Genomic DNA, 17,293 nt, shown 5'->3' on the forward strand with positions numbered 1-17,293 from the left:
TTCCCGTCAGTTGCGGGTGATGCCGCCGCCGACCATGCCGCTGCTGTCCTGCGGCGTCGGCGTCACGTACGACTTCTGGTAATTGGCGTAGCCCGCGACGGCACTGGCCGCGTCGGTGCCGGCCCGCTGCGCCGCCTGCGGCGGCAGCATCTGGCTGGCCATGATGGTGCGCACGCTGGTGCCGGTGGCGGAACGCTCGTGGCTCGCGCAGCCCGCGAGCAGGGCAATGGCCGCCAGGGCGATGGCGGCCGGTCGGATCGTGATCATTGCTGCTCCTTGGCGGCAGGGGCGGCCTTGCCTTCGTGCTGGCCGCCGATGAGGAATTCGCCGCGCGTGGGCTGGATGTAATCGTCCGTGGGCAGGCGTGGCGCGGCCGGCAGCGGCTTGGCCAGGTGCGGCGTGACGATGAAGACCAGTTCCGTGCGGTCGTTCTGGAAATCGCTGCTGCGGAACAGCGTGCCCAGCACCGGCACCTCGCCCAGGAAGGGGAAGCGCTTGATGTTGCTGGTCACGTTGTTGCGGATCAGGCCGCCGATGGCGAAGCTCTGGCCATCCTGCAGCTGCACGGTGGTGCTGGCGCGCCGCGTGGTGAACGACGGCAGGATCGCCGTGGCGCCCGAGCTCGACGTGCTGATGCCGATGCCCTCGCGGTTCAGCTCCGACACTTCCGGTGCCACGCGCAGGTTGATGCGCCCGCCGGCCAGCACGGTCGGCGTGAACTTCACGGCCACGCCGTATTCCTTCTCCTCCAGCGTGATGGTCGGCACGCCGGTGGTGGAGCTTTGCGCCACGGGAATGAAGATCTTGCCGCCGGCCAGGAAGCTGGCTTCCTGGCCGCTGATCGCCATCACCGTCGGCTCGGCGAGGATCTTCACCAGGCCGTCGCGTTTCTGGCCGTCGATCATCAGCTGCGTGCTGGCGCTCTTCACAGCGCCCAGCACATTGCCGGTTTCCGACAGCAGGCTCGATGCGATGCCGTAGGTCCAGCTGCCGTTCGTCTTCGCGTAGCCCATGCTGGCGCCCAGTTGGTCGACCAGCGATTTGGATACCTCGGCGATCTTCACTTCCAGCAGCACCTGCTGCGGCGCCGCGACCGCCAGCATGTTGAGCACCTTGGGCGCGCCGGCGGGCAGTGCCGCGGCCGGAGCCGGGGCGGCGGCACCGCCGGCGGACGGTGTGCCCGGCCCGGCGGCCGCGGCGGACTGCGCGGCGTTTTCCTGGAACGCGGTCGCGATGGCAAGCAGCTGGGCGGCCACGGCGGAATCGCTGACCAGGCCCGACAGCACCAGCGCATTGCCGGAACTGCCGATGCGGACCTCCTTCTCGCCCGGGAACAGCGTGTCGAACTGCGCGCGCAGCGGCGCGGTATCCATGGCCACGGCGATGTCGAACACGGTGGAGCGGCCGTCGCGGCCCGAGACGATGAGGTTGGTGGTACCGACGCTGCGCGCCACGATCACCACCTCGTTCGCGTTCGGCACCACCACGTTGGCGATTTCCGGCGCGCCCACGGTTACCTGGGCGGCCGGGGTGCAGAAGCGTTTCAGGGTGGACTTGCCGCGCACCAGCTGCAGGGTCTTGGTGTCGCCACCGCGCAGGTCGACGCAGTCCGGCGCGGCGGCCAGGCTGGCGCCCGTGGCCAGCGCGAGGCTGGCGGCGAGCAGGGTCTTGCGGGCGTTGGGAAGAGGCTTCATGACGGTTCTTCAGTGAGTGGCTTGTGGCGCGGCGTCCAGGCCGCGGATCACGAGTACGCCTTCGGGCCGGCGTACGGGGGCGGGTGCGGGAGCGGCGGGGCGCGGCGCGGCCTGGGCGCGCACCGGGGCGGGGGCGGCCTTGGCCGGCGGCAGGCCCAGCACGGATTCGCGCGTGGCCCCGTCCGTGTTGGCCGGCTGCGGATCGACCTGGTTGCGCAGCACGAGGGACAGCGAACCGATGCTGCGCGCCAGGTCGAGCTTTTCCACCTGGTCCGGCGCCAGTTCCAGCGTGACGGCGTTGACCACGCGCGGCTTGGTGTCGTCGCGGTTCGATTCCTGCGCCACGGCCAGCACCAGGATGCGCTCCAGCACGATCTTCGAGATCGATTGCTGCTGCGTGCCCGCGTCGCTGGTCGTGCCCTGCAGGTTGACGAGGATGTCCACGTAGTTGCCCGGCAGCGCGAAGCCGGCCACGCCGACCACGTCGTTCACGCGCACCGTCATGGCGCGCTTGCCGGCGGCGACGACGGCGGACAGGCCGCCGGTCGTGCCGGGCGGCGCCAGTTTCGATTCGAGCACCGGCTCGCCACGCGCGATGTCGGCGCGCGTGACGCGCTCGGCGAGCAGCTTCGGGTCGGTGATGGCACCGGGCGGCACGGAGCCGGCCGGCCAGTCCACCAGCTGCACGCTGGCGGGGGCCAGGCGGCTGCCCTGGCCGATGTCCACGGCGGCCACCGCCACGCGGGAGCCGGCGGCGCCCTGTTCGCCCATCCATTTGGCGGCCACCAGCACGGCGGCCAGCCCCAGGAACAGCGCCACGCCGATGATCACGAGCGATCGGGAATTACGCATTGTCTCTCCATCCTTGGTCGTTCAGGCCGCGGTCGCGGCGGTCCAGGTCCGCGGCGCAGCCATGGAGGCTGCCGGCGGCAAAATAGTTTTCCCACGCCCAGTCCAGCGTGCGGCGCGAGAGTTCCGGCGCGCGGTCCTCGTAGCGGGCCAGGTCGCGCAGCTGGCGCATCAGGTCGCGCGGGTAGCACGCCAGCAGCGGCACCCCGCGCTCGCGATGGCACTCCAGCAGGTAGGCGAGGGCATCGGCGAAGAGCGCGTCGTCGCACTGCACGCCGGCGGCCGCGCAGGCCTGGCGCAGCAGCCGGGCGTATTCGGCCGGGGCGGCCGGCGGCACCTCGATCTTGTAGCCCAGGCGGCGCAGGAAGGCGCCGTCGGACAGCCGGTGCGGCACGAAGTTCGACGAGAACACCACGATCACGTCGAACGGCACCTGGAAGGTGTGGCCCGTGTGCAGAGTAAGGTAGTCGACATTGCGGTCCATCGGCACGATCCAGCGGTTCATCAGCGCTTCCGGCGCGCAGCGCTGCCGGCCCAGGTCGTCGATGATGAAGATGCCGTTGTTCGACTTCAGGTGCGGCGGCGCCTGGTACAGGCGGGTGTGCGGATCGAAGCGCAGGTCGAGCATGTCCAGCGTCAGTTCGCCGCCCGCCAGCGCGGCCGGGCGGCGTACCCCGCGCACCCAGCGCATGTCCGGCGCCATGCCGCGGTCGATGCCGGTCGCGGCCGGCACCGCGTCGTCGGCGGGCAGGTGCTGCACGCCGTCGAAGAACGGGATCGTCTCGCCATCGACCATCAGCGCGTGGGGCACGGCGATGGTGCCGGTGAGCAGGTCGCGCAGGCGTTCGGCCAGATAGGTCTTGCCGCTGCCGGCCAGCCCATGCAGGAACAGCGCTCGGCCGGAGTTCATGGCCGAGCCCAGTTGCGCGAGCACGCGCGGGTTCGCCACGATGCCATCGAACACGGCGGCCATGTGCGCCTGCGTGACCTGCACCCCGGCCACGCTCTGCGCCTGCACCTGGGCGGTGTAGGCGGCCAGCGTGACGGGCGCCGGGCCGGCATACGCGTTGCGGGCCAGGGCGGCCGCGGCGCGCTGGCGCCCCGCGTCCGTCAGCAGGTAGGACAGGTCGGCATCGGTGCCGCTGCTGCCCACCCGCGCCACTTCGCACAGTTTCTCGGCGCGCAGGAAGCCGATCAGCGGATCGAGCACGCCCACGCCCAGCTTCAGGTGCGCGGCCAGCTCCGGCAGCCGCAGCTGGCCGCGCTGGTGCAGCACCTTGGCCACCAGCTCGGCCAGGAACAGGAAGGGCAGGCCGGTCTCGTCGACGGTGCGCGGGGCGCGCGCGTCGGCCGGGACGGCGATGGCACCGTTCACAGCGGCAGCTCCCCGAACACGCGCAGCCATGCCACGCAGGCCGCGGTGCCGGCGGCGATCGCCACCGCGTAAGGCAGCCGGCCGCTGGGGTCGGGCAGTGCCATGCCGTCCCGCATGTGCGTCAGGCCGGCGTGCAGCAGCGTCTGCCAGGTGTTGTTCAGCACGCGGCCCAGGATGCCCTGCGCGGCCGCCACCGCCAGCGCGAGCACGCCGCCGGCGAGCAGCGCGGCGATGCCCACCGCCAGGATGTCGCCGTGGCCGGCGAACGCGCCGACCATCGCCAGCAGCTTCACGTCGCCGGCGCCCATCAGGCGGAATACGTACATGGGCAGCAGGATCGCCAGGCCCAGCGCCAGGCCGCCCAGCGCGGACAGGATGCCGAGGCTTCCCATCGGCGTGCCGAACAGCCCGGACCCCGCCGGCAGCAGCGCGTGCAGCGCCAGGCCCGCGAGGGCGCCCGGGAACACGATGGCGTTCGGGATGCGGCGCGCGCGCAGGTCGTGCCAGACGGCCAGGCCGAGCAGCACGGACAGCAGCAGGAGGGGAAGCTGGGTTGGCATTGTCAAGTCTTGCGGGAGCCGAAAATAAAAGTCCGGAACAAGCAGGCCTGTTCCGGACGGGGTGCGGAGGCCGCGGCGATCAGCTGGTGGCGACGGTCATCTTGCCGCCGATCGTGGTGAACAGTTCCTTGATCTTGGTGCCCAGGTTGCCGAAGGCCACGCCGATGATGCCGGCGACGACGGCGGCGATCAGTGCGTATTCGATGGCGGTGACGCCGTCTTCTTCGGCGATGAAGTTCTTGATGGATTGCATGGTCATGTCCTCGTGTCAGGGTTGGTCGGTTGCTATGCGCCAGTCCATGCGGCCAATCCCGCGATGAGACCTACGACTGCCACCAGCGCCGCGAGCACGATGTACGGCATGGCTGAGGTTCCCTTGCGTTCGTACTGCTCGACAAGGAATTCTTCCTCTTTTTCCATTCTGTACACGTCGCTCCGGTTCGGTTTCTGTCGCGCCGCTCAAATGGCGCAGCGCATGAACAGCATCGTACCGGCCGGCCCGTTGCCGCACATCCGTCAAAGCTCCCCTTTTGCCTGGGAGCTTCGGCCGGGGCGGCATGGGACATATGTCCTATGCGCCGGCGTCAGCCCAGCCCGTGCCGGGTGGCGTACATGTACAGCTCGAGCCGGTTGGCCACGTCCAGCTTCTGGTAGATGGCCGTGAGGTGGTTGCGCAGCGTGCGCTCCGAGATGCAGGCGCGGTCGGCCAGTTCCTTGTTCAGGGCGCCGTTGCCCTGCACGATCATGCCGATCACCTCGCGCTCGCGCGGCGTCAGCGCGGCGATGCGCCCCGCCTCGGGGGCCGCGGCCGGCGGCGGCGCCACGAGCTGCCCGAGCAGCGCCTGCATCAGCGGCTGGTCGAGCCACAGCTCGCCGCCATGCACCTTGCGCACGGCGGCCAGCACGTCTTCGGCCGGCGCTTCCTTGCTGACCACGCCGCGCGCGCCCAGCTTGACGGCGGCGGCCAGCGTCGCGTGGTCGCGGTTGGCGGACAGGATGACCACGCGCGTCCCGGCATTGGCCAGCAGGGAGGGCAGGATGTCGAGCGAGCTGCTGCCCTTCAGGTCGAGGTCGAGCAGCACGATGTCGGGGCGGTGCAGCGCGCACAGCGCGGTGGCTTCGGCCGGATCGCCGGCGGTGGCGACGAGCGTCAACCCCGGCCCCTCGGCCTGGATGAGGCGCTCCAGGCCCCACAGCATGGTCTTGTGGTCGTCCACCAGCATGATGCGGATGGTCATGGTTCCTCCTTGATCCGAAATGAAGTCAGAGCGGCAGCCGCACGCACAGCAGCGTGCGCTGCGCGGACGGTTCGACCGCCACGTGCCCGCCGAGCGCATATGCGCGCTCGGCGATGGAAACGGGCAGGAAGGGCGCGGCCGGCACCGCCCCGTCGGCGGGGTTGCCGATGTCGATCGCCAGCTGGCCGCCCTGCGCGGCAATGCGCACCTGCGCGCTCCTGGCGTGCGTGTGCTTGCAGATATTGCTGATGCCTTCGCTGACGACCTGGAACACCTCGGCCGCCATGCGGTCGCTGATCGGCGGCGCATCCCGCGCATCCAGGGTCACGTCCACGTCGAAGAACGAACGTACCTTGCCGATGTGGCGGCGCAGCGCGATGAGCAGTTCCGGTTCTTCCTGCCGGCCGTTGCGGAAACGGTGCGCGAACTGGCGCATGTCGCCGATCACTTCGCTGCACATTCCGGCGAGGCGGTCGAGTTCAGGGCTCACCACGTTGCCGTCGCCGGCCTGGTTGCGGATGGCGCAGACGGCGTTGCGCAAGCCGATATACGGCTGGATCGCATTGTCATGCAAGTCGCGCGCGATGGTCTGGCGCTCGCGAAAGGCCGCTTCCGATGCCAGCTTGTCCAGCAGGTCGATCGTCTCGATGACGGGAAAGGCCTGCTGCACGATATGCGTGAGGAAGGTGGCGTCCTGGCGGCGCAGCGGATGCCTGGACGTGACGAAGATGCGGCCGGCGCCCTTGCGCAGCGGCAGGGAGGCGCTCATGAAATGCGGTGCGTCGAGCAGGTCGGCGATGGTCGCGCAGGCGGCCGGATCGATGCCGCTCCAGTCCTGGCCGGCGCCGGCCAGCCGTTCGGCCCGCACGCAGGCCCATGGCCGGGCCACGCCGCGGTAGACGACGGTGCCCGCCGCGTCGGGCGCCAGTAGCGGCTGCACGGCGTCCTCGCGCATCGTGCTGCGGCCGATCGGCCGGCCGGCGGCCGGGTGGTGCACGGTATTGAGCAGCCAGCGCCCGGCCGCGTCCTGCATCAGCAGCACGCAGGTGGCGCCGCCGTAGAAGCGCAGGATCTTGTCCATCAGCGAGTCGAGCGTGTGCTGCACGCCGAAGCGGGGATTGGACAGGCGGCTGACATCGCGCAGCAGCGACAGCCGGCGGCGCTGGTCGACGGCGAGGCCGCCCCAGTAGGCGATCATGTAGCCCAGCGCCAGCACGAAGGTGGCGCGCAGCAGCAGCAGTTCGAGGGCGGCCAGGCCCTGCGCGGACAGCACGGCGACCGTCACCACGACGGCGGCGCCGAGCGTGAGCCGGGCGCCATCGTCGAAGCCGTGGCGGAACGAGGCGCCCAGGATCGCGAAGAAGAAGAACGAGAAGAACGGGCTGGGCGCGCCGCCCGTCACGTAGACCATCAGGCCGTACCAGGCGATGTCGACCCAGTACATCGCGGGGCCGTGCCAGAAGCCGGCGCGCAGCCTTGCCACGACCAGCAGCACGAAGCTGTGCACCGCATAGGCGAAGAAGAACAGCCACGTCCAGCGGCCGGCGAAGATCACATTGCCGGCGCCGGTGTACAGCGTGAGCAGCGCCGAGATCGCCAGCAGCATGCGCATGCCGAACACCATCCATGCTTCCGCGCCCGGAGCGGCATTGCGGCCGCGTGGAGCATCGCCGGCGGAGCGCGTGCCGGTGGACGATGCCTGCAATGAATCTCCGAACATGCCTTGGAGGTAACCCTTGTTGTTATGGCCCGACAGCGACCTGATTTTCAGTTTCGATCCCTACTGGAAGCAAAGTTGCCATGTAGAATCGCAAGCTTACCGCAAGCCGCGGTCCGATTCCGTCAAAGTTTGCTTATGTTTATCAAACGCCGTCAAACGGGCGCCACACTCGTCGAAATGGCCTTCCTTACGCCGGTCTTCCTGCTCGTGCTGATGGCACTGGTGGAGTTCGGCATGATGTTCTTCGTCACGCTGACCATGCAGTACGCCGTGCGCGAAGGGGCGCGCTATGCGATCACCGGCCAGAGCGACCTCGATCCCGCCAAGTCGGGCAAGCAGCGCTCCGCGGCCGTGATCCAGAAGATCCGCGACAGCTCGATGGGCATGTACGACAAGGTGGGGCCGGTCATCGTCGTGAACGATACCAAGTACGAGAGTGGCGCCTACGGCAACGCCACGTTCGGGACCGCCGGCGACCTCATCGTGCTCAGGCTGAACTGCGCATGGACGGTGACCACGCCGATCATTTCCGCGTTCTTCGCCGACGGCAAATACCGCTTTGCCGTTGCGGCCACGATGCGCAACGAGGACTTCTAGTGATGCGGCCCGAGCTCTTTCGCCAGGGCGGCGTGGCCGCCGTCGAATTCGCGCTGATCCTGCCGATGCTGCTGCTGCTCCTGTTCGGCCTGATCGACGGCGCCCGCGCGCTGCAGGCCAACATCATCGTCACCAACATCAGCCGCGAGGGCGCCAATCTGGTGGCGCGCGGCAACACGCCACTGGAGACGGGCAGCCAGGACATCATCCGCGCCCTGATGGCCAGCGCGCCGCCGCTCGACGTGAACCGCCGCGGCATGGTGTACATCACGCGCGTGATGGGCGTGGTCAGCAACGGCGTGTCGCGCAGCGTGGTGCTCGACCAGTACCGCTGGGACGACGCGGCGCGCGGCCTCGGCTACCGCAACAGCAAGTATGCGCCGGCCAGCAGGGTGTACGGCTGCACGGCGTGGACCGCCGGCACATGCACGGGCATCAGCGCCACCGCGCGCCCGGCGACCGGCATGATGAACGGCCAGCTCGACGATGGCGAAGTCGTCCACGTGGTCGAGACCTTCTACAACTTCGACATGCTGCTGACGGGCTTCGCGCCCCGTTTCGGCCCCGACCTGTATTCGATGACGGTGTTCTGATGACCCACAAGCTTTCCCGGCAGCGCGGCGCTGTAGCCATCATGGTGGCCCTGGCCATGCTCGTGCTGCTGGCCGTGGCCGGCCTCGTCATCGACGGCGGCCTGGCCTATCTCGTCAAGGCGCGCCTGAACGCGGCCGTCGATGCGGCGGCCGTGGCCGCGGCGCGCGCCGTCCCGGCGGGAAACACGCAGATCGAGCAGATCGCCAGCGCGCAGGCGGCATCGGCGCAATTCTTCGCGGCGAACATCCCGGCCAGCTACCTGCTGTCCAAGCCGAAGCTGCTGTCGACGAAGGTGACGTTCAACGGCGGCGAGGTGAAGATCGATGTCACGGCCGAGGCGCCGATGCAGCTCTCCTTCATGCGGGTGATGGGCTTTACTTCGCTGACACCGCAGGCGTATGCGCAGACGGTGCGCAAGGACCTGGACATGGTGCTGGTGGTCGACAACTCCGGCTCGCTGTACGATTACCGCGCCACCGTGAAGGCATCGGCGAAGTGGTTCCTCAACAAGTTCAACAAGACGCAGGACCGGGTCGGCCTGGTCAGCTTTGCCGCCGGCGCCAGGATCAACCGGCCGATCTCGCGCGACGCGCGCGGGTTCGACCGCGCGGCAATGCTGTCGTCCATCGATGCCATGGTGTTCAGCACGGGCACGACGTCGGTGGAAGGCATGTGGAATGCGCGCGCGGAGATCAACGCGATCCCCTTGCTGAAGCGCTCGGCGATGCGCGTGATCGTGTTCTTCTCGGACGGGGCGCCCACCGGCATCGGCACGTATGGCGCATTGAAGTCATCGGCTCTGTGCCCGACCGCCGGCAGCCTCGACATCCAGAAGGGCTTGCGAGGATTGTGGAGCCTGGGCACGACCGGCACCGAGCTCGGCGGTGGCTGCGACGTCGACAACAATGCCCCCGCGAAGCTCGCCCAGTGGTACAACGCGCACAATATCAAGGATGAGACGGCGCTGCGCGAATTTCGCCTGGCGGGCGGCGGACCCCGCACCGTGGGGGAAGACATCGGCACCGATACCCTGCTCGTGAAGAACGTGGGGGCGGCCGCCTACAACCTGGCCGAAGCCGTGGCCGCCAAGGCGCGCGACGAAAATATCTATGTCTTCACGCTCGGGCTGGGTGCCGGCCTGAAGTCGGCCAGCGGCTACAACAACGAAAACAACGAAGCATTCCTGAAATGCATGGCCAACGTGGCCGACGGCCCCGCGCGCTGCTACGACCCGGCCAAGCCGGTGGGCATGTACTGCTATGCGGCCACCGATGCCGACCTGACTCCGTGCTTCTCGAAACTGGCGTCCGCTATCCTGCGAATTGCAAAGTGATATCGCCGGAAATCCGCTACCAATGAAATATCAATTGTCCAGGTAAAACAAAAATTCCCTTTGAAAACAATGTTTTAGCATGAGCTAATGCGAAAATATTGCTGGCTTAACCCGGCATCCGAATGGTAGTCTTATCAATATTGTCACGAAAGACAACTCGTGCCGGAGATGCCGGCAATTCATCCATACGGGGAATACACATGAAAATGTTGGTCAAGACGCTCGCCGCCGCAGCGGCCACCCTCGCTTTCGCCGTCAATGCCCATGCCGCCATCGGCAGCGCCAGCGCCGCCGATGTCACGCTCGCCGGGGAACCGGCCGACGCCTTCGCTTATGAGCAAGGCTGGAATCCGCAATCGGGACCGAACGGCGACACGAGCGGCTTCGAGAGCGACTTCGCCAGCTACGGCGTCGGCGACTGGCAACTGCTGGACAAGTATGAAGCGGGCGGCAGCTTCGGCAATGCCGGCCAGCTGGCCTTCACTTTCTCGGGCGATGCGGGCTCCGACGGCAGCTGGACCGTGACGAACACGACCGGCACGGCGCTGACGCTGGACCTGGTGTTCGCGGTCCACGCCGGCAACCAGGGCGGCGCATGGCTGTTCGACGACCAGACGATCGGCGCAGGCCAGACGCTGGAAGGCGACTGGGAAATCCTGTGGACCGTGGGCCAGAACGGCAACAACAATCCCGACTTCTCGAACCTCACGCTGTTCGCACGCGACGTGTCACCGATCCCGGAACCGGGCACCTACGCCATGCTGCTGGGCGGCCTGGCCGTGACGGGCTTCGCACTGCGCCGCAAGCGCAAGAACGCCAGGTAAGGCGGGTTTCTCGCGCGATCAGCACAGGCCGAGCGTGACGGCGAATTCGCAGCCCATGCCCGGCCCGTCGCTGTGCGCCGTGACGGTGCCGCCGTGCATCGTCACGATATTCTTCACCAGCGCCAGCCCGATCCCCAGCCCGCCCTGGCTGCGGTCGGGCGTGCGCTCGGCCTGCGTGAACAGCTCGAACACGTGTGGCAGCAGTGCGCCGTCGAGGCCGATGCCGTCATCGCGCACGGTGATCGTGACGTTCCCGCCCGAGCGGACCACCGCCAGCACGATGCGCCCGCCGCGCGGCGTGTACTTGCACGCGTTGTTGAGCAAATTGACCACCACCTGCACGAGACGGTTGAAATCGCCGGAGAGGGTGGCGCCCTGCGCATCGGCTTCCACGCTGAAGCGATGGCCGCGCGCCTCGATGAGAGGCCGCGACTGCTCGACGGCGCTGGCGACGACCGCCGTCACGTCGACCTCGGCGCGATGCAGTTCGATCAGGCCGCGCGTGACGCGCGAGACGTCGAGCAGGTCGTCGACGAGGGAAGTGAGGTGGCGCACCTGCCGTCCGATCACCTCGCTGGCCTTGCGCACCTGCTCTTTGGACCCGGCACCGAGCTTGAGCATGTCGGCCGCCGCCGAGATGGGTGCCAGCGGGTTGCGCAGCTCGTGCGCCAGCATCGCCAGGAATTCATCCTTGCGCCGGTCCTGGTCGCGCATCGCCCGTTCGGCCTCGACCCGCTCGCTGATATCCTCGTGCATCAGCATGACTTCCATGATCCGCCCCGCGGCGTCCTTGATCGGATGCGCGCGCGCCGTGACCCAGCGCGCTGGCCCACTGCCGGCGAGCGCGCTCACGTCGTAGCGCAGGGCCGGGATCACCACCGATTCGCCGGCCAGCGCCCGTTCCAGGTAGCGCACGATGCCGCTGGCGATCAGCTGCGGGTCCGTCAATACGTTGTAGCCGGCGCTGAAGATATGCGCCTGCAGCGGCGTGCCGTCCCGGATCTGCCAGAGTTCCTTCCACGCCTTGTTGACCCGCAGCGTGCGCCCGTCCGGCGCCAGGATCTGGATGCTGACGGGCGCCTGCTCGAACAGTTCCTGGTAGCGGACGTCCGGCTGCACGGCATCGATCAAGGCGGGCGGGGGAGGGATGAGCATGGCGGGTGGCTGAAAACAATGGCAATAGGTGATGTCATTATCTCATCATTGCGAATGGCTGAGCCGTAGTGCCCGGCCGGCTTGCTCTACAATCGCAAAATTTCCCACCACCCGCGAGCACCCCTTGCCCCAGCCGGTCCCTGCCAAGACACCATCGCGCAAGACGCCGGCAGCCGATGCGCTGCTGGCAGCCGCCTGCGCCATCATTGCCGCCGAGGGCTTGCAGGGCCTGACATTGCGCCCGCTGGCGGAGCGCCTCGGCGTATCGGTCACCGTGCTCACCAACCACTATGGCAACCGCGGCGACCTGGTTGCGGCCATCTGCCGCGCGGGCAGCGCGCAGGAAGCAACGGGCGCGAAAGGCTGGCGCACGCTGCTCGCACCGATCGGCAGTCTGCCGGGCCAACTGGCCGCCAGCGTTGCCGAAGCCTTCCTCGACGAGCAGGCGACGCGGCAGCGTGACAACGCCACGCTCTATTTCGAACTGCTGCATGCCGGCACCTGGGATCAAACCATCCGCCCCGCGCTGGCGGATTGGACAGCGCAATGCCGCGCCTTCTGGGACGACTTCGGCCGGCGCGCCGCCATTCCCGCGCCGTTGATCGAGACCGGCTGGTGGCACGGCTACATGCTGGCCGAGGGTTTTTATGGCCTGGCGCTGGACGGCGACCCGTCCTACCGGCTGCTGCGCCGCCTCGGCCTGCAACGCGTGTTCGCCGGCGGCGCGGCGCGGGCGGCGGATGCGGCGGACGGCATCCTGTTCGACCGGCTCGGTGAGCGCATGCGGCACGCGGAAGTGCCCGCGACCGACCGCGGGACGGCGCCCGCGTGGGTGGCCGATGCCGCCCGCGCGTGCGGCATTCGCCTGGCGATGCAGGGCGTGGGCGCCGTGACGCACCGCGCGGTGGCCGCCGATGCGGGCGTTGCCCACACGACCCTCAGCTACCGTTTCCCCACGCAGCACGACCTCGTGGTGGCGGGCCTGGAATCGATCACGGCGCATGTGCTGTCGGCAGTGGAGGCGGAGAGCCTCGATGACGTGGAACGCCGGCGCACCGCCGGCGACGGTGCACGGCTCGACCTGGCGCGCGCCAACCTTGCCGTGGCGCTGGCCGCGCGGCGCATGCCGCCGCTCGTGCCACGCCTGGCGCACATGCGCAGCCGGCGCGGCGCCAACCTGGCCAAGGTACTGCAAAAGTACCTGCCGGGGGCAAGCGGCGTCGATGCCTTGTGCGCGCAAGTGATGTCGCTCGGGTTGACCGGCCTGACGATTGCCGGACCGCCGGGTGAGCGGACCGACGCGGCGGTGGCGGCGGCGTTCGCCGCCGCCGCCCGGTGGGTGGGGCGGTGATACCTTACCGGGCGTATGCCCACAGGTCGACCGGGGCCTTGGCGCCGGTGGCCACCAGCCGGAACACGGCGGGCGAGTAGTCGCGGTCGACCACCAGGTAGCCGTCGGCCAGCGCCGGCAGGTCGCCGCAACCCGCGGTGCCGAGTTCGAGCTTCAGCGCGTTCGGCAATGGCGTGACGGCCAGCTTGCCGGACAGCTTGCACGCCGTGTCGCCAGGCACGATGTCGCCGTTCGCACTGATCGACAGCGTTGCGGCGGCCCCCGTCGCGAGGCGCACGGCGTAGCGGCCGGCGATGGATGCGCCGTCGAGCACCGTCGAGGAGACGGCATTGCTGGCCAGGAGGTCGACAGCCGTGCCTGCCGTGGCGGGCGACACCTGCCAGCCGGCGCCGGCCGCGCGCCGGTAGATGGCGCTGGCCTGCTGGTCCGTGTCGTTGAGGACCAGCAGGCGGCTGCCGTCCGCGGCCGCGTAGTACTTGCCTTCGACGGGGTTGCCGGCGTCGCCGGTGGCGACGGCGTACACGCCCGTTCCCAGTTCCGTCACCTGCACGGCGGGCGCATCCGTTTCATCGCTGCTGCCGCATGCCGCGAGCAGCAGCGCCAGGGCGATGGCGGGGAGGGTGTTCATGTTCCGCATGGCGCGCCTCACTGGCCGAACATGTCACGCATGCGCAGGCGCAGCCACTGCTGGGCGGCCGGGCGCTGGTCGTAGCCCACCTGCATGGCCGTCACGGCCACCTTCTTCCTGTAGACGAGTGCCTCGTCCTCGGCCTGGTCGGCCGTCGCCGCGGCCGGTGCCGCGCCGGACAAGCCCCACGGCGCCGCGCTGCTGAATTTCAGGCGGTACGTGTCGTAGGTGCCGTGGCGCGTGAAGGCCCACGCCGCGCCGGCCGTGGGCGCGTCGGGGAAGTTGACGTTCAGGGCCACGCCGGCGGGCAGCAGGGGGCCCGTGCCGGCCTTGGCCTGCAGGGCGGCCAGCAATTTCATCGACAGCTGCGCGACGGTGCGCGAATGCGCGTTGGCCAGGCCCGCGTTGTCCACCGTATCGGTGCCCGCGCTGAGGGCGATCGCGGGCAAGCCTCGGCCGGCGGCGAACTGCGCGTTGCTGACCGTGCCCGAACTGATCACCAGGCGGCCCACGTTCTGGCCTTCGTTCGGCCCGGAGAGAACCAGGTCGGGTGCCTTGCCCCAGCGCGCCGGCGCCAGCACGTCCAGGCCGTACATCACCGCCATCACGGGCGTGCCGTGCACGTAGTGGTAGTCGCCGTTCGTGTAGCCGCTCTTCGTGAACGGGCCAACGGCCGGCGCGCCCAGCGGCGCCGCGCCGTTGTGGCAACCGCCTTCCGCGTCGATCTGCGTCTTGTCGTTGTCCGAAACGATGACGGTGGTGCTGTACATCACGATGGCGGCGCCGCGCCCGCTCTGGCCGGTGCACGGCACCGACACGATGACGGAATGACCGGCCACCTTCAGCTCTTCGTAGAGCGCCTTCAGGTTGCTGGTAAGGCCGTCGTCATTGGACAGCACGATGTTCAGGGCGAATGCGGGAGCCGCGCACAGGGCAAGGCAGGCGCCGGCGATCAGACGGTGTTTCATGAATTCCTTCGCGGATTGGAAAAACGGCCATGCTACGAAGTCTTTGTGACGACGCGATGACATATGTACGGCGAAGTTGCCTTATTAAACCGGTGAGCAATCGAGAAAAAAGACAGGTGTACGAACCATGCAGCCCTGGTGCGCGGGCCGTGGCCCGTCGTCCCGGATGGTTCCTCCATCAAGCTGATGCGCGGCTGCAACGCCCCTTTTTGAACAAAAGGAATGTTTCGGCTGATTTGTATTGCTGTGCGGATACACTTACGGCGATTCCGTGCCGTACGCACCGACTATTCCAAGAGACCATCACATGACGAACCAGATTCCCGCCGGTTACCTTGGCGCCAGAGCGGACGACGCGCGCGTGGATACCGCGTGCGCCGTCCTGGAGGCGATCGACCGCACGCAGACCCTGATCGAATTCGACCCCGAAGGCATCATCCGCCACGCCAACGGCAAGTTCCTCGGCGTGACCGGCTATACGCTGGCCGAGGTCGTGGGCCGCCACCACCGCATGTTCCTCACGGTGGAGCATGCCGCGTCGCCCGAATACGCCGCCTTTTGGGATGGCATCGTGGGCGGCGATTCCACGGGTGGCCTGTATCGCATCGCGCACAAGGATGGCCATGCGATCTGGCTGCAGGGCATGTTCGTTCCCGTTCCCGGCGCCGACGGCAAGGCCGTGAAGGTGGCCATGATCGCCACCGACGTCACCGCGTCGACGCTGCGCAATGCCGACTTCAAGGGCAAGATGACGGCGCTCGACCGGGCGCAGGCCGTGATCGAGTTCGACCTGACGGGCCGCATCCTGCACGCCAACGAGAATTTCCTCGGCACGCTGGGCTACTCGCTCGACGAGGTGGCCGGGCGCCAGCACGCCATGTTCTGCGAGCCGGCCTATGCCGCCTCGCACGAGTACCACGCGTTCTGGAAGCACCTGGCCAGCGGCAACTTCCACTCCGGTGAATTCAAGCGTGTCGCCAAGGACGGCCGCGCCGTCTGGATCCAGGCGACCTACAACCCGATCTTCGACGCGGCCGGCAAGCCGTTCAAGGTGGTCAAGTTCGCCAGCGATGTCACGCAGGAGAAAATCCGCAATGCCGACTTCGAGGGCAAGATCCGCGCGGTGAACCGGGTGCAGGCGGTGATCGAGTTCGACCTGTGCGGCAAGGTCATCGACGCCAACGAGAACTTCCTGGAAGTGATGGGCTACAGCCTCGACGAGGTGCGCGGCCAGCATCACCGCATGTTCTGCGAACCCGGTTTCGCCCATTCGCCCGAGTACATGGCGTTCTGGGAGCGTCTGGCGCGCGGCGAGTTCAACGCGGGCGAGTACCGCCGCGTCACCAAGAGCGGCAAGCCGGTATGGATCCTGGCGTCGTACAACCCGATCTTCGATGCCGACGGCAAGCCGCTGAAGGTGGTCAAGTATGCCTCCGACATCACCAGCCAGAAGCGCATGTCGGAAGACATTCGCGGCAAGCTCGATGCGATCGGCCGCTCGCAGGCCGTGATCGAATTCGACATGCGCGGCAACGTGCTGACGGTAAACGAGAACTTCCTGCGCACGCTGGGCTACGTGGAGGACGAAGTGGTCGGCCAGCACCACAGCATGTTCTGCGCCGGCGAACTGGTGAAGAGCGCCGAGTACCGCAACTTCTGGGCCGACCTGGCGCAGGGCAAGTTCCAGTCGGGCCGCTTCCGCCGCCATGGCAAGCACGGCGCCGAGATCTGGATCCAGGCCACCTACAACCCCATCCTGGACAGCAGTGGCAAGCCCTACAAGGTCGTGAAGTTCGCGATGGACGTGACGGCCCAGGTGTACCGCGAGGAACAGGTGGCGCGGCGCCTCTCCGACATCACCGGCGTGCTGGCCGAACTGACGCAATCGATCGGCGCCGTGGCGCAATCGGCCCAGCATTCCTCGATGCTGGCCGGCCAGACGCAGACGGAGGCGGGTGCCGGCAGCACGCTGCTGGCCCGCTCGAAGGAAGCGATGCTGGCGATCCAGCAATCGTCGGCCGACGTGCGCGACATCATCGACACCATCAGCGATATCGCCAGCCAGACGCACCTGCTGGCCTTCAATGCGGCGATCGAGGCGGCGCGCGCGGGCGAGCACGGCACCGGTTTCTCGGTGGTGGCCAATGAAGTGCGCAAGCTGGCCGAGAAGTCGGCGCTGGCCGCGCGCGAGATCGGCAAGATGATCGCGCAGACGGTCAGCCGGGTCGACGAGGGCACGCGCCTGAACGGCGACGTGGAAGGGGCGTTCGACCGCATCGTGCGGTCGGTGGAAAAGACTTCCGAATCGATCGCGCGCATCCACGACACCACGCAGGCGCAAACCGCTTCGACGGCAAGCGTATCGGCGCTGCTGGCCGAACTGGAACGCGTGGCGACGGAGCGCTGA

Annotated in this window: 18 protein-coding genes; 6 read left to right on the forward strand and 12 right to left on the reverse strand. The window is 68.2% G+C overall.

Annotated features, from left to right (window positions below; translation table 11 throughout):
• Positions 1 to 6: 6 nt before the first annotated feature.
• From V6Z91_RS19795 to V6Z91_RS19835, 9 genes are all read right to left on the reverse strand, one after another.
• Positions 7 to 267 carry a hypothetical protein gene (locus tag V6Z91_RS19795; RefSeq protein WP_338760058.1) on the reverse strand — a complete coding sequence of 87 codons (261 nt, stop codon included), beginning with the start codon at positions 265 to 267 and terminating at the stop codon, positions 7 to 9.
• Positions 264 to 1,694 carry a type II and III secretion system protein family protein gene (locus V6Z91_RS19800; RefSeq protein ID WP_338760061.1) on the reverse strand — a complete coding sequence of 477 codons (1,431 nt, stop codon included), beginning with the start codon at positions 1,692 to 1,694 and terminating at the stop codon, positions 264 to 266. The genes V6Z91_RS19795 and V6Z91_RS19800 overlap by 4 nt, the downstream gene beginning before the upstream one ends.
• Before the next feature lie 9 nt (positions 1,695 to 1,703).
• The gene (gene cpaB, locus V6Z91_RS19805) at positions 1,704 to 2,546 is read right to left on the reverse strand and encodes a Flp pilus assembly protein CpaB (RefSeq protein WP_338760064.1); all 843 of its coding nucleotides are present in this window, start codon (positions 2,544 to 2,546) and stop codon (positions 1,704 to 1,706) included.
• A complete protein-coding gene (locus tag V6Z91_RS19810) occupies positions 2,539 to 3,918 on the reverse strand; it encodes an ATP-binding protein (protein ID WP_338760066.1) in 1,380 nt (459 codons plus the stop codon). The genes cpaB and V6Z91_RS19810 overlap by 8 nt, the downstream gene beginning before the upstream one ends.
• Positions 3,915 to 4,478: a prepilin peptidase gene (locus V6Z91_RS19815; protein ID WP_338760069.1), complete on the reverse strand. Its 564-nt coding sequence runs from the start codon at positions 4,476 to 4,478 to the stop codon at positions 3,915 to 3,917. The genes V6Z91_RS19810 and V6Z91_RS19815 overlap by 4 nt, the downstream gene beginning before the upstream one ends.
• Positions 4,479 to 4,557: 79 nt before the next feature.
• The gene (locus V6Z91_RS19820) at positions 4,558 to 4,731 is read right to left on the reverse strand and encodes a Flp family type IVb pilin (protein ID WP_338760072.1); all 174 of its coding nucleotides are present in this window, start codon (positions 4,729 to 4,731) and stop codon (positions 4,558 to 4,560) included.
• 32 nt (positions 4,732 to 4,763) lie between these two features.
• Positions 4,764 to 4,898 (reverse strand): hypothetical protein, encoded by a 135-nt coding sequence (locus tag V6Z91_RS19825; RefSeq protein WP_338760075.1) that lies wholly within the window; start codon positions 4,896 to 4,898, stop codon positions 4,764 to 4,766.
• Positions 4,899 to 5,062: 164 nt separating this feature from the next.
• Positions 5,063 to 5,716, reverse strand: a complete 654-nt coding sequence (locus V6Z91_RS19830; RefSeq protein WP_338760078.1) for a response regulator transcription factor — start codon at positions 5,714 to 5,716, stop codon at positions 5,063 to 5,065.
• Between the two features lie 25 nt (positions 5,717 to 5,741).
• A complete protein-coding gene (locus V6Z91_RS19835; RefSeq protein ID WP_338760081.1) occupies positions 5,742 to 7,421 on the reverse strand; it encodes a histidine kinase in 1,680 nt (559 codons plus the stop codon).
• 150 nt (positions 7,422 to 7,571) lie between these two features.
• Between V6Z91_RS19835 and V6Z91_RS19840 the strand changes: the two genes are divergently transcribed.
• The 4 genes from V6Z91_RS19840 (at position 7,572) to V6Z91_RS19855 (ending at position 10,784) form a co-directional block, all read left to right on the forward strand.
• Complete coding sequence (locus V6Z91_RS19840) at positions 7,572 to 8,033, forward strand: TadE family protein (protein ID WP_338760084.1); 462 nt, start codon at positions 7,572 to 7,574, stop codon at positions 8,031 to 8,033.
• A gap of 2 nt (positions 8,034 to 8,035) precedes the next feature.
• On the forward strand, positions 8,036 to 8,626 hold the full coding sequence (locus V6Z91_RS19845) for a TadE/TadG family type IV pilus assembly protein (RefSeq protein ID WP_338760087.1): 591 nt from the start codon (positions 8,036 to 8,038) through the stop codon (positions 8,624 to 8,626).
• On the forward strand, positions 8,626 to 9,960 hold the full coding sequence (locus tag V6Z91_RS19850) for a VWA domain-containing protein (protein ID WP_338760090.1): 1,335 nt from the start codon (positions 8,626 to 8,628) through the stop codon (positions 9,958 to 9,960). The genes V6Z91_RS19845 and V6Z91_RS19850 overlap by 1 nt, the downstream gene beginning before the upstream one ends.
• A gap of 200 nt (positions 9,961 to 10,160) precedes the next feature.
• On the forward strand, positions 10,161 to 10,784 hold the full coding sequence (locus V6Z91_RS19855; RefSeq protein ID WP_338760093.1) for a PEP-CTERM sorting domain-containing protein: 624 nt from the start codon (positions 10,161 to 10,163) through the stop codon (positions 10,782 to 10,784).
• 18 nt (positions 10,785 to 10,802) lie between these two features.
• On the opposite strand, the gene V6Z91_RS19860 is transcribed toward V6Z91_RS19855, so the two are convergent.
• Positions 10,803 to 11,939, reverse strand: a complete 1,137-nt coding sequence (locus V6Z91_RS19860) for an ATP-binding protein (RefSeq protein ID WP_338760096.1) — start codon at positions 11,937 to 11,939, stop codon at positions 10,803 to 10,805.
• Positions 11,940 to 12,063: 124 nt separating this feature from the next.
• Here V6Z91_RS19860 and V6Z91_RS19865 point away from each other — a divergent pair, with 124 nt between their 5' ends.
• On the forward strand, positions 12,064 to 13,290 hold the full coding sequence (locus tag V6Z91_RS19865) for a TetR family transcriptional regulator (protein ID WP_338760099.1): 1,227 nt from the start codon (positions 12,064 to 12,066) through the stop codon (positions 13,288 to 13,290).
• Between the two features lie 4 nt (positions 13,291 to 13,294).
• Here V6Z91_RS19865 and V6Z91_RS19870 read toward each other — a convergent pair whose 3' ends face one another.
• Positions 13,295 to 13,918 carry a hypothetical protein gene (locus V6Z91_RS19870; RefSeq protein WP_338760102.1) on the reverse strand — a complete coding sequence of 208 codons (624 nt, stop codon included), beginning with the start codon at positions 13,916 to 13,918 and terminating at the stop codon, positions 13,295 to 13,297.
• A 17-nt stretch (positions 13,919 to 13,935) separates the two neighbouring features.
• On the reverse strand, positions 13,936 to 14,886 hold the full coding sequence (locus V6Z91_RS19875; protein WP_338760106.1) for a 5'/3'-nucleotidase SurE: 951 nt from the start codon (positions 14,884 to 14,886) through the stop codon (positions 13,936 to 13,938).
• Between the two features lie 307 nt (positions 14,887 to 15,193).
• Here V6Z91_RS19875 and V6Z91_RS19880 point away from each other — a divergent pair, with 307 nt between their 5' ends.
• Positions 15,194 to 17,293: a PAS domain-containing methyl-accepting chemotaxis protein gene (locus V6Z91_RS19880; RefSeq protein ID WP_338760109.1), complete on the forward strand. Its 2,100-nt coding sequence runs from the start codon at positions 15,194 to 15,196 to the stop codon at positions 17,291 to 17,293.

The sequence above is a fragment of the Massilia sp. METH4 genome, assembly GCF_037094685.1.
Classification (GTDB): Bacteria; Pseudomonadota; Gammaproteobacteria; order Burkholderiales; family Burkholderiaceae_D; genus Rugamonas.

Coding starts and splice junctions, on each gene's coding strand:
- V6Z91_RS19875 (WP_338760106.1), bottom strand. CDS start 14,886: ATGAAACACCGTCTGATCGCCGGCGCCTGCCTTGCCCTGTGCGCGGCT.
- V6Z91_RS19830 (WP_338760078.1), bottom strand. CDS start 5,716: ATGACCATCCGCATCATGCTGGTGGACGACCACAAGACCATGCTGTGG.
- V6Z91_RS19795 (WP_338760058.1), bottom strand. CDS start 267: ATGATCACGATCCGACCGGCCGCCATCGCCCTGGCGGCCATTGCCCTG.
- V6Z91_RS19860 (WP_338760096.1), bottom strand. CDS start 11,939: ATGCTCATCCCTCCCCCGCCCGCCTTGATCGATGCCGTGCAGCCGGAC.
- V6Z91_RS19855 (WP_338760093.1), top strand. CDS start 10,161: ATGAAAATGTTGGTCAAGACGCTCGCCGCCGCAGCGGCCACCCTCGCT.
- V6Z91_RS19870 (WP_338760102.1), bottom strand. CDS start 13,918: ATGAACACCCTCCCCGCCATCGCCCTGGCGCTGCTGCTCGCGGCATGC.
- V6Z91_RS19825 (WP_338760075.1), bottom strand. CDS start 4,898: ATGGAAAAAGAGGAAGAATTCCTTGTCGAGCAGTACGAACGCAAGGGA.
- V6Z91_RS19815 (WP_338760069.1), bottom strand. CDS start 4,478: ATGCCAACCCAGCTTCCCCTCCTGCTGCTGTCCGTGCTGCTCGGCCTG.
- V6Z91_RS19820 (WP_338760072.1), bottom strand. CDS start 4,731: ATGCAATCCATCAAGAACTTCATCGCCGAAGAAGACGGCGTCACCGCC.
- V6Z91_RS19840 (WP_338760084.1), top strand. CDS start 7,572: ATGTTTATCAAACGCCGTCAAACGGGCGCCACACTCGTCGAAATGGCC.
- V6Z91_RS19880 (WP_338760109.1), top strand. CDS start 15,194: ATGACGAACCAGATTCCCGCCGGTTACCTTGGCGCCAGAGCGGACGAC.
- V6Z91_RS19845 (WP_338760087.1), top strand. CDS start 8,036: ATGCGGCCCGAGCTCTTTCGCCAGGGCGGCGTGGCCGCCGTCGAATTC.
- V6Z91_RS19850 (WP_338760090.1), top strand. CDS start 8,626: ATGACCCACAAGCTTTCCCGGCAGCGCGGCGCTGTAGCCATCATGGTG.
- V6Z91_RS19800 (WP_338760061.1), bottom strand. CDS start 1,694: ATGAAGCCTCTTCCCAACGCCCGCAAGACCCTGCTCGCCGCCAGCCTC.
- cpaB (WP_338760064.1), bottom strand. CDS start 2,546: ATGCGTAATTCCCGATCGCTCGTGATCATCGGCGTGGCGCTGTTCCTG.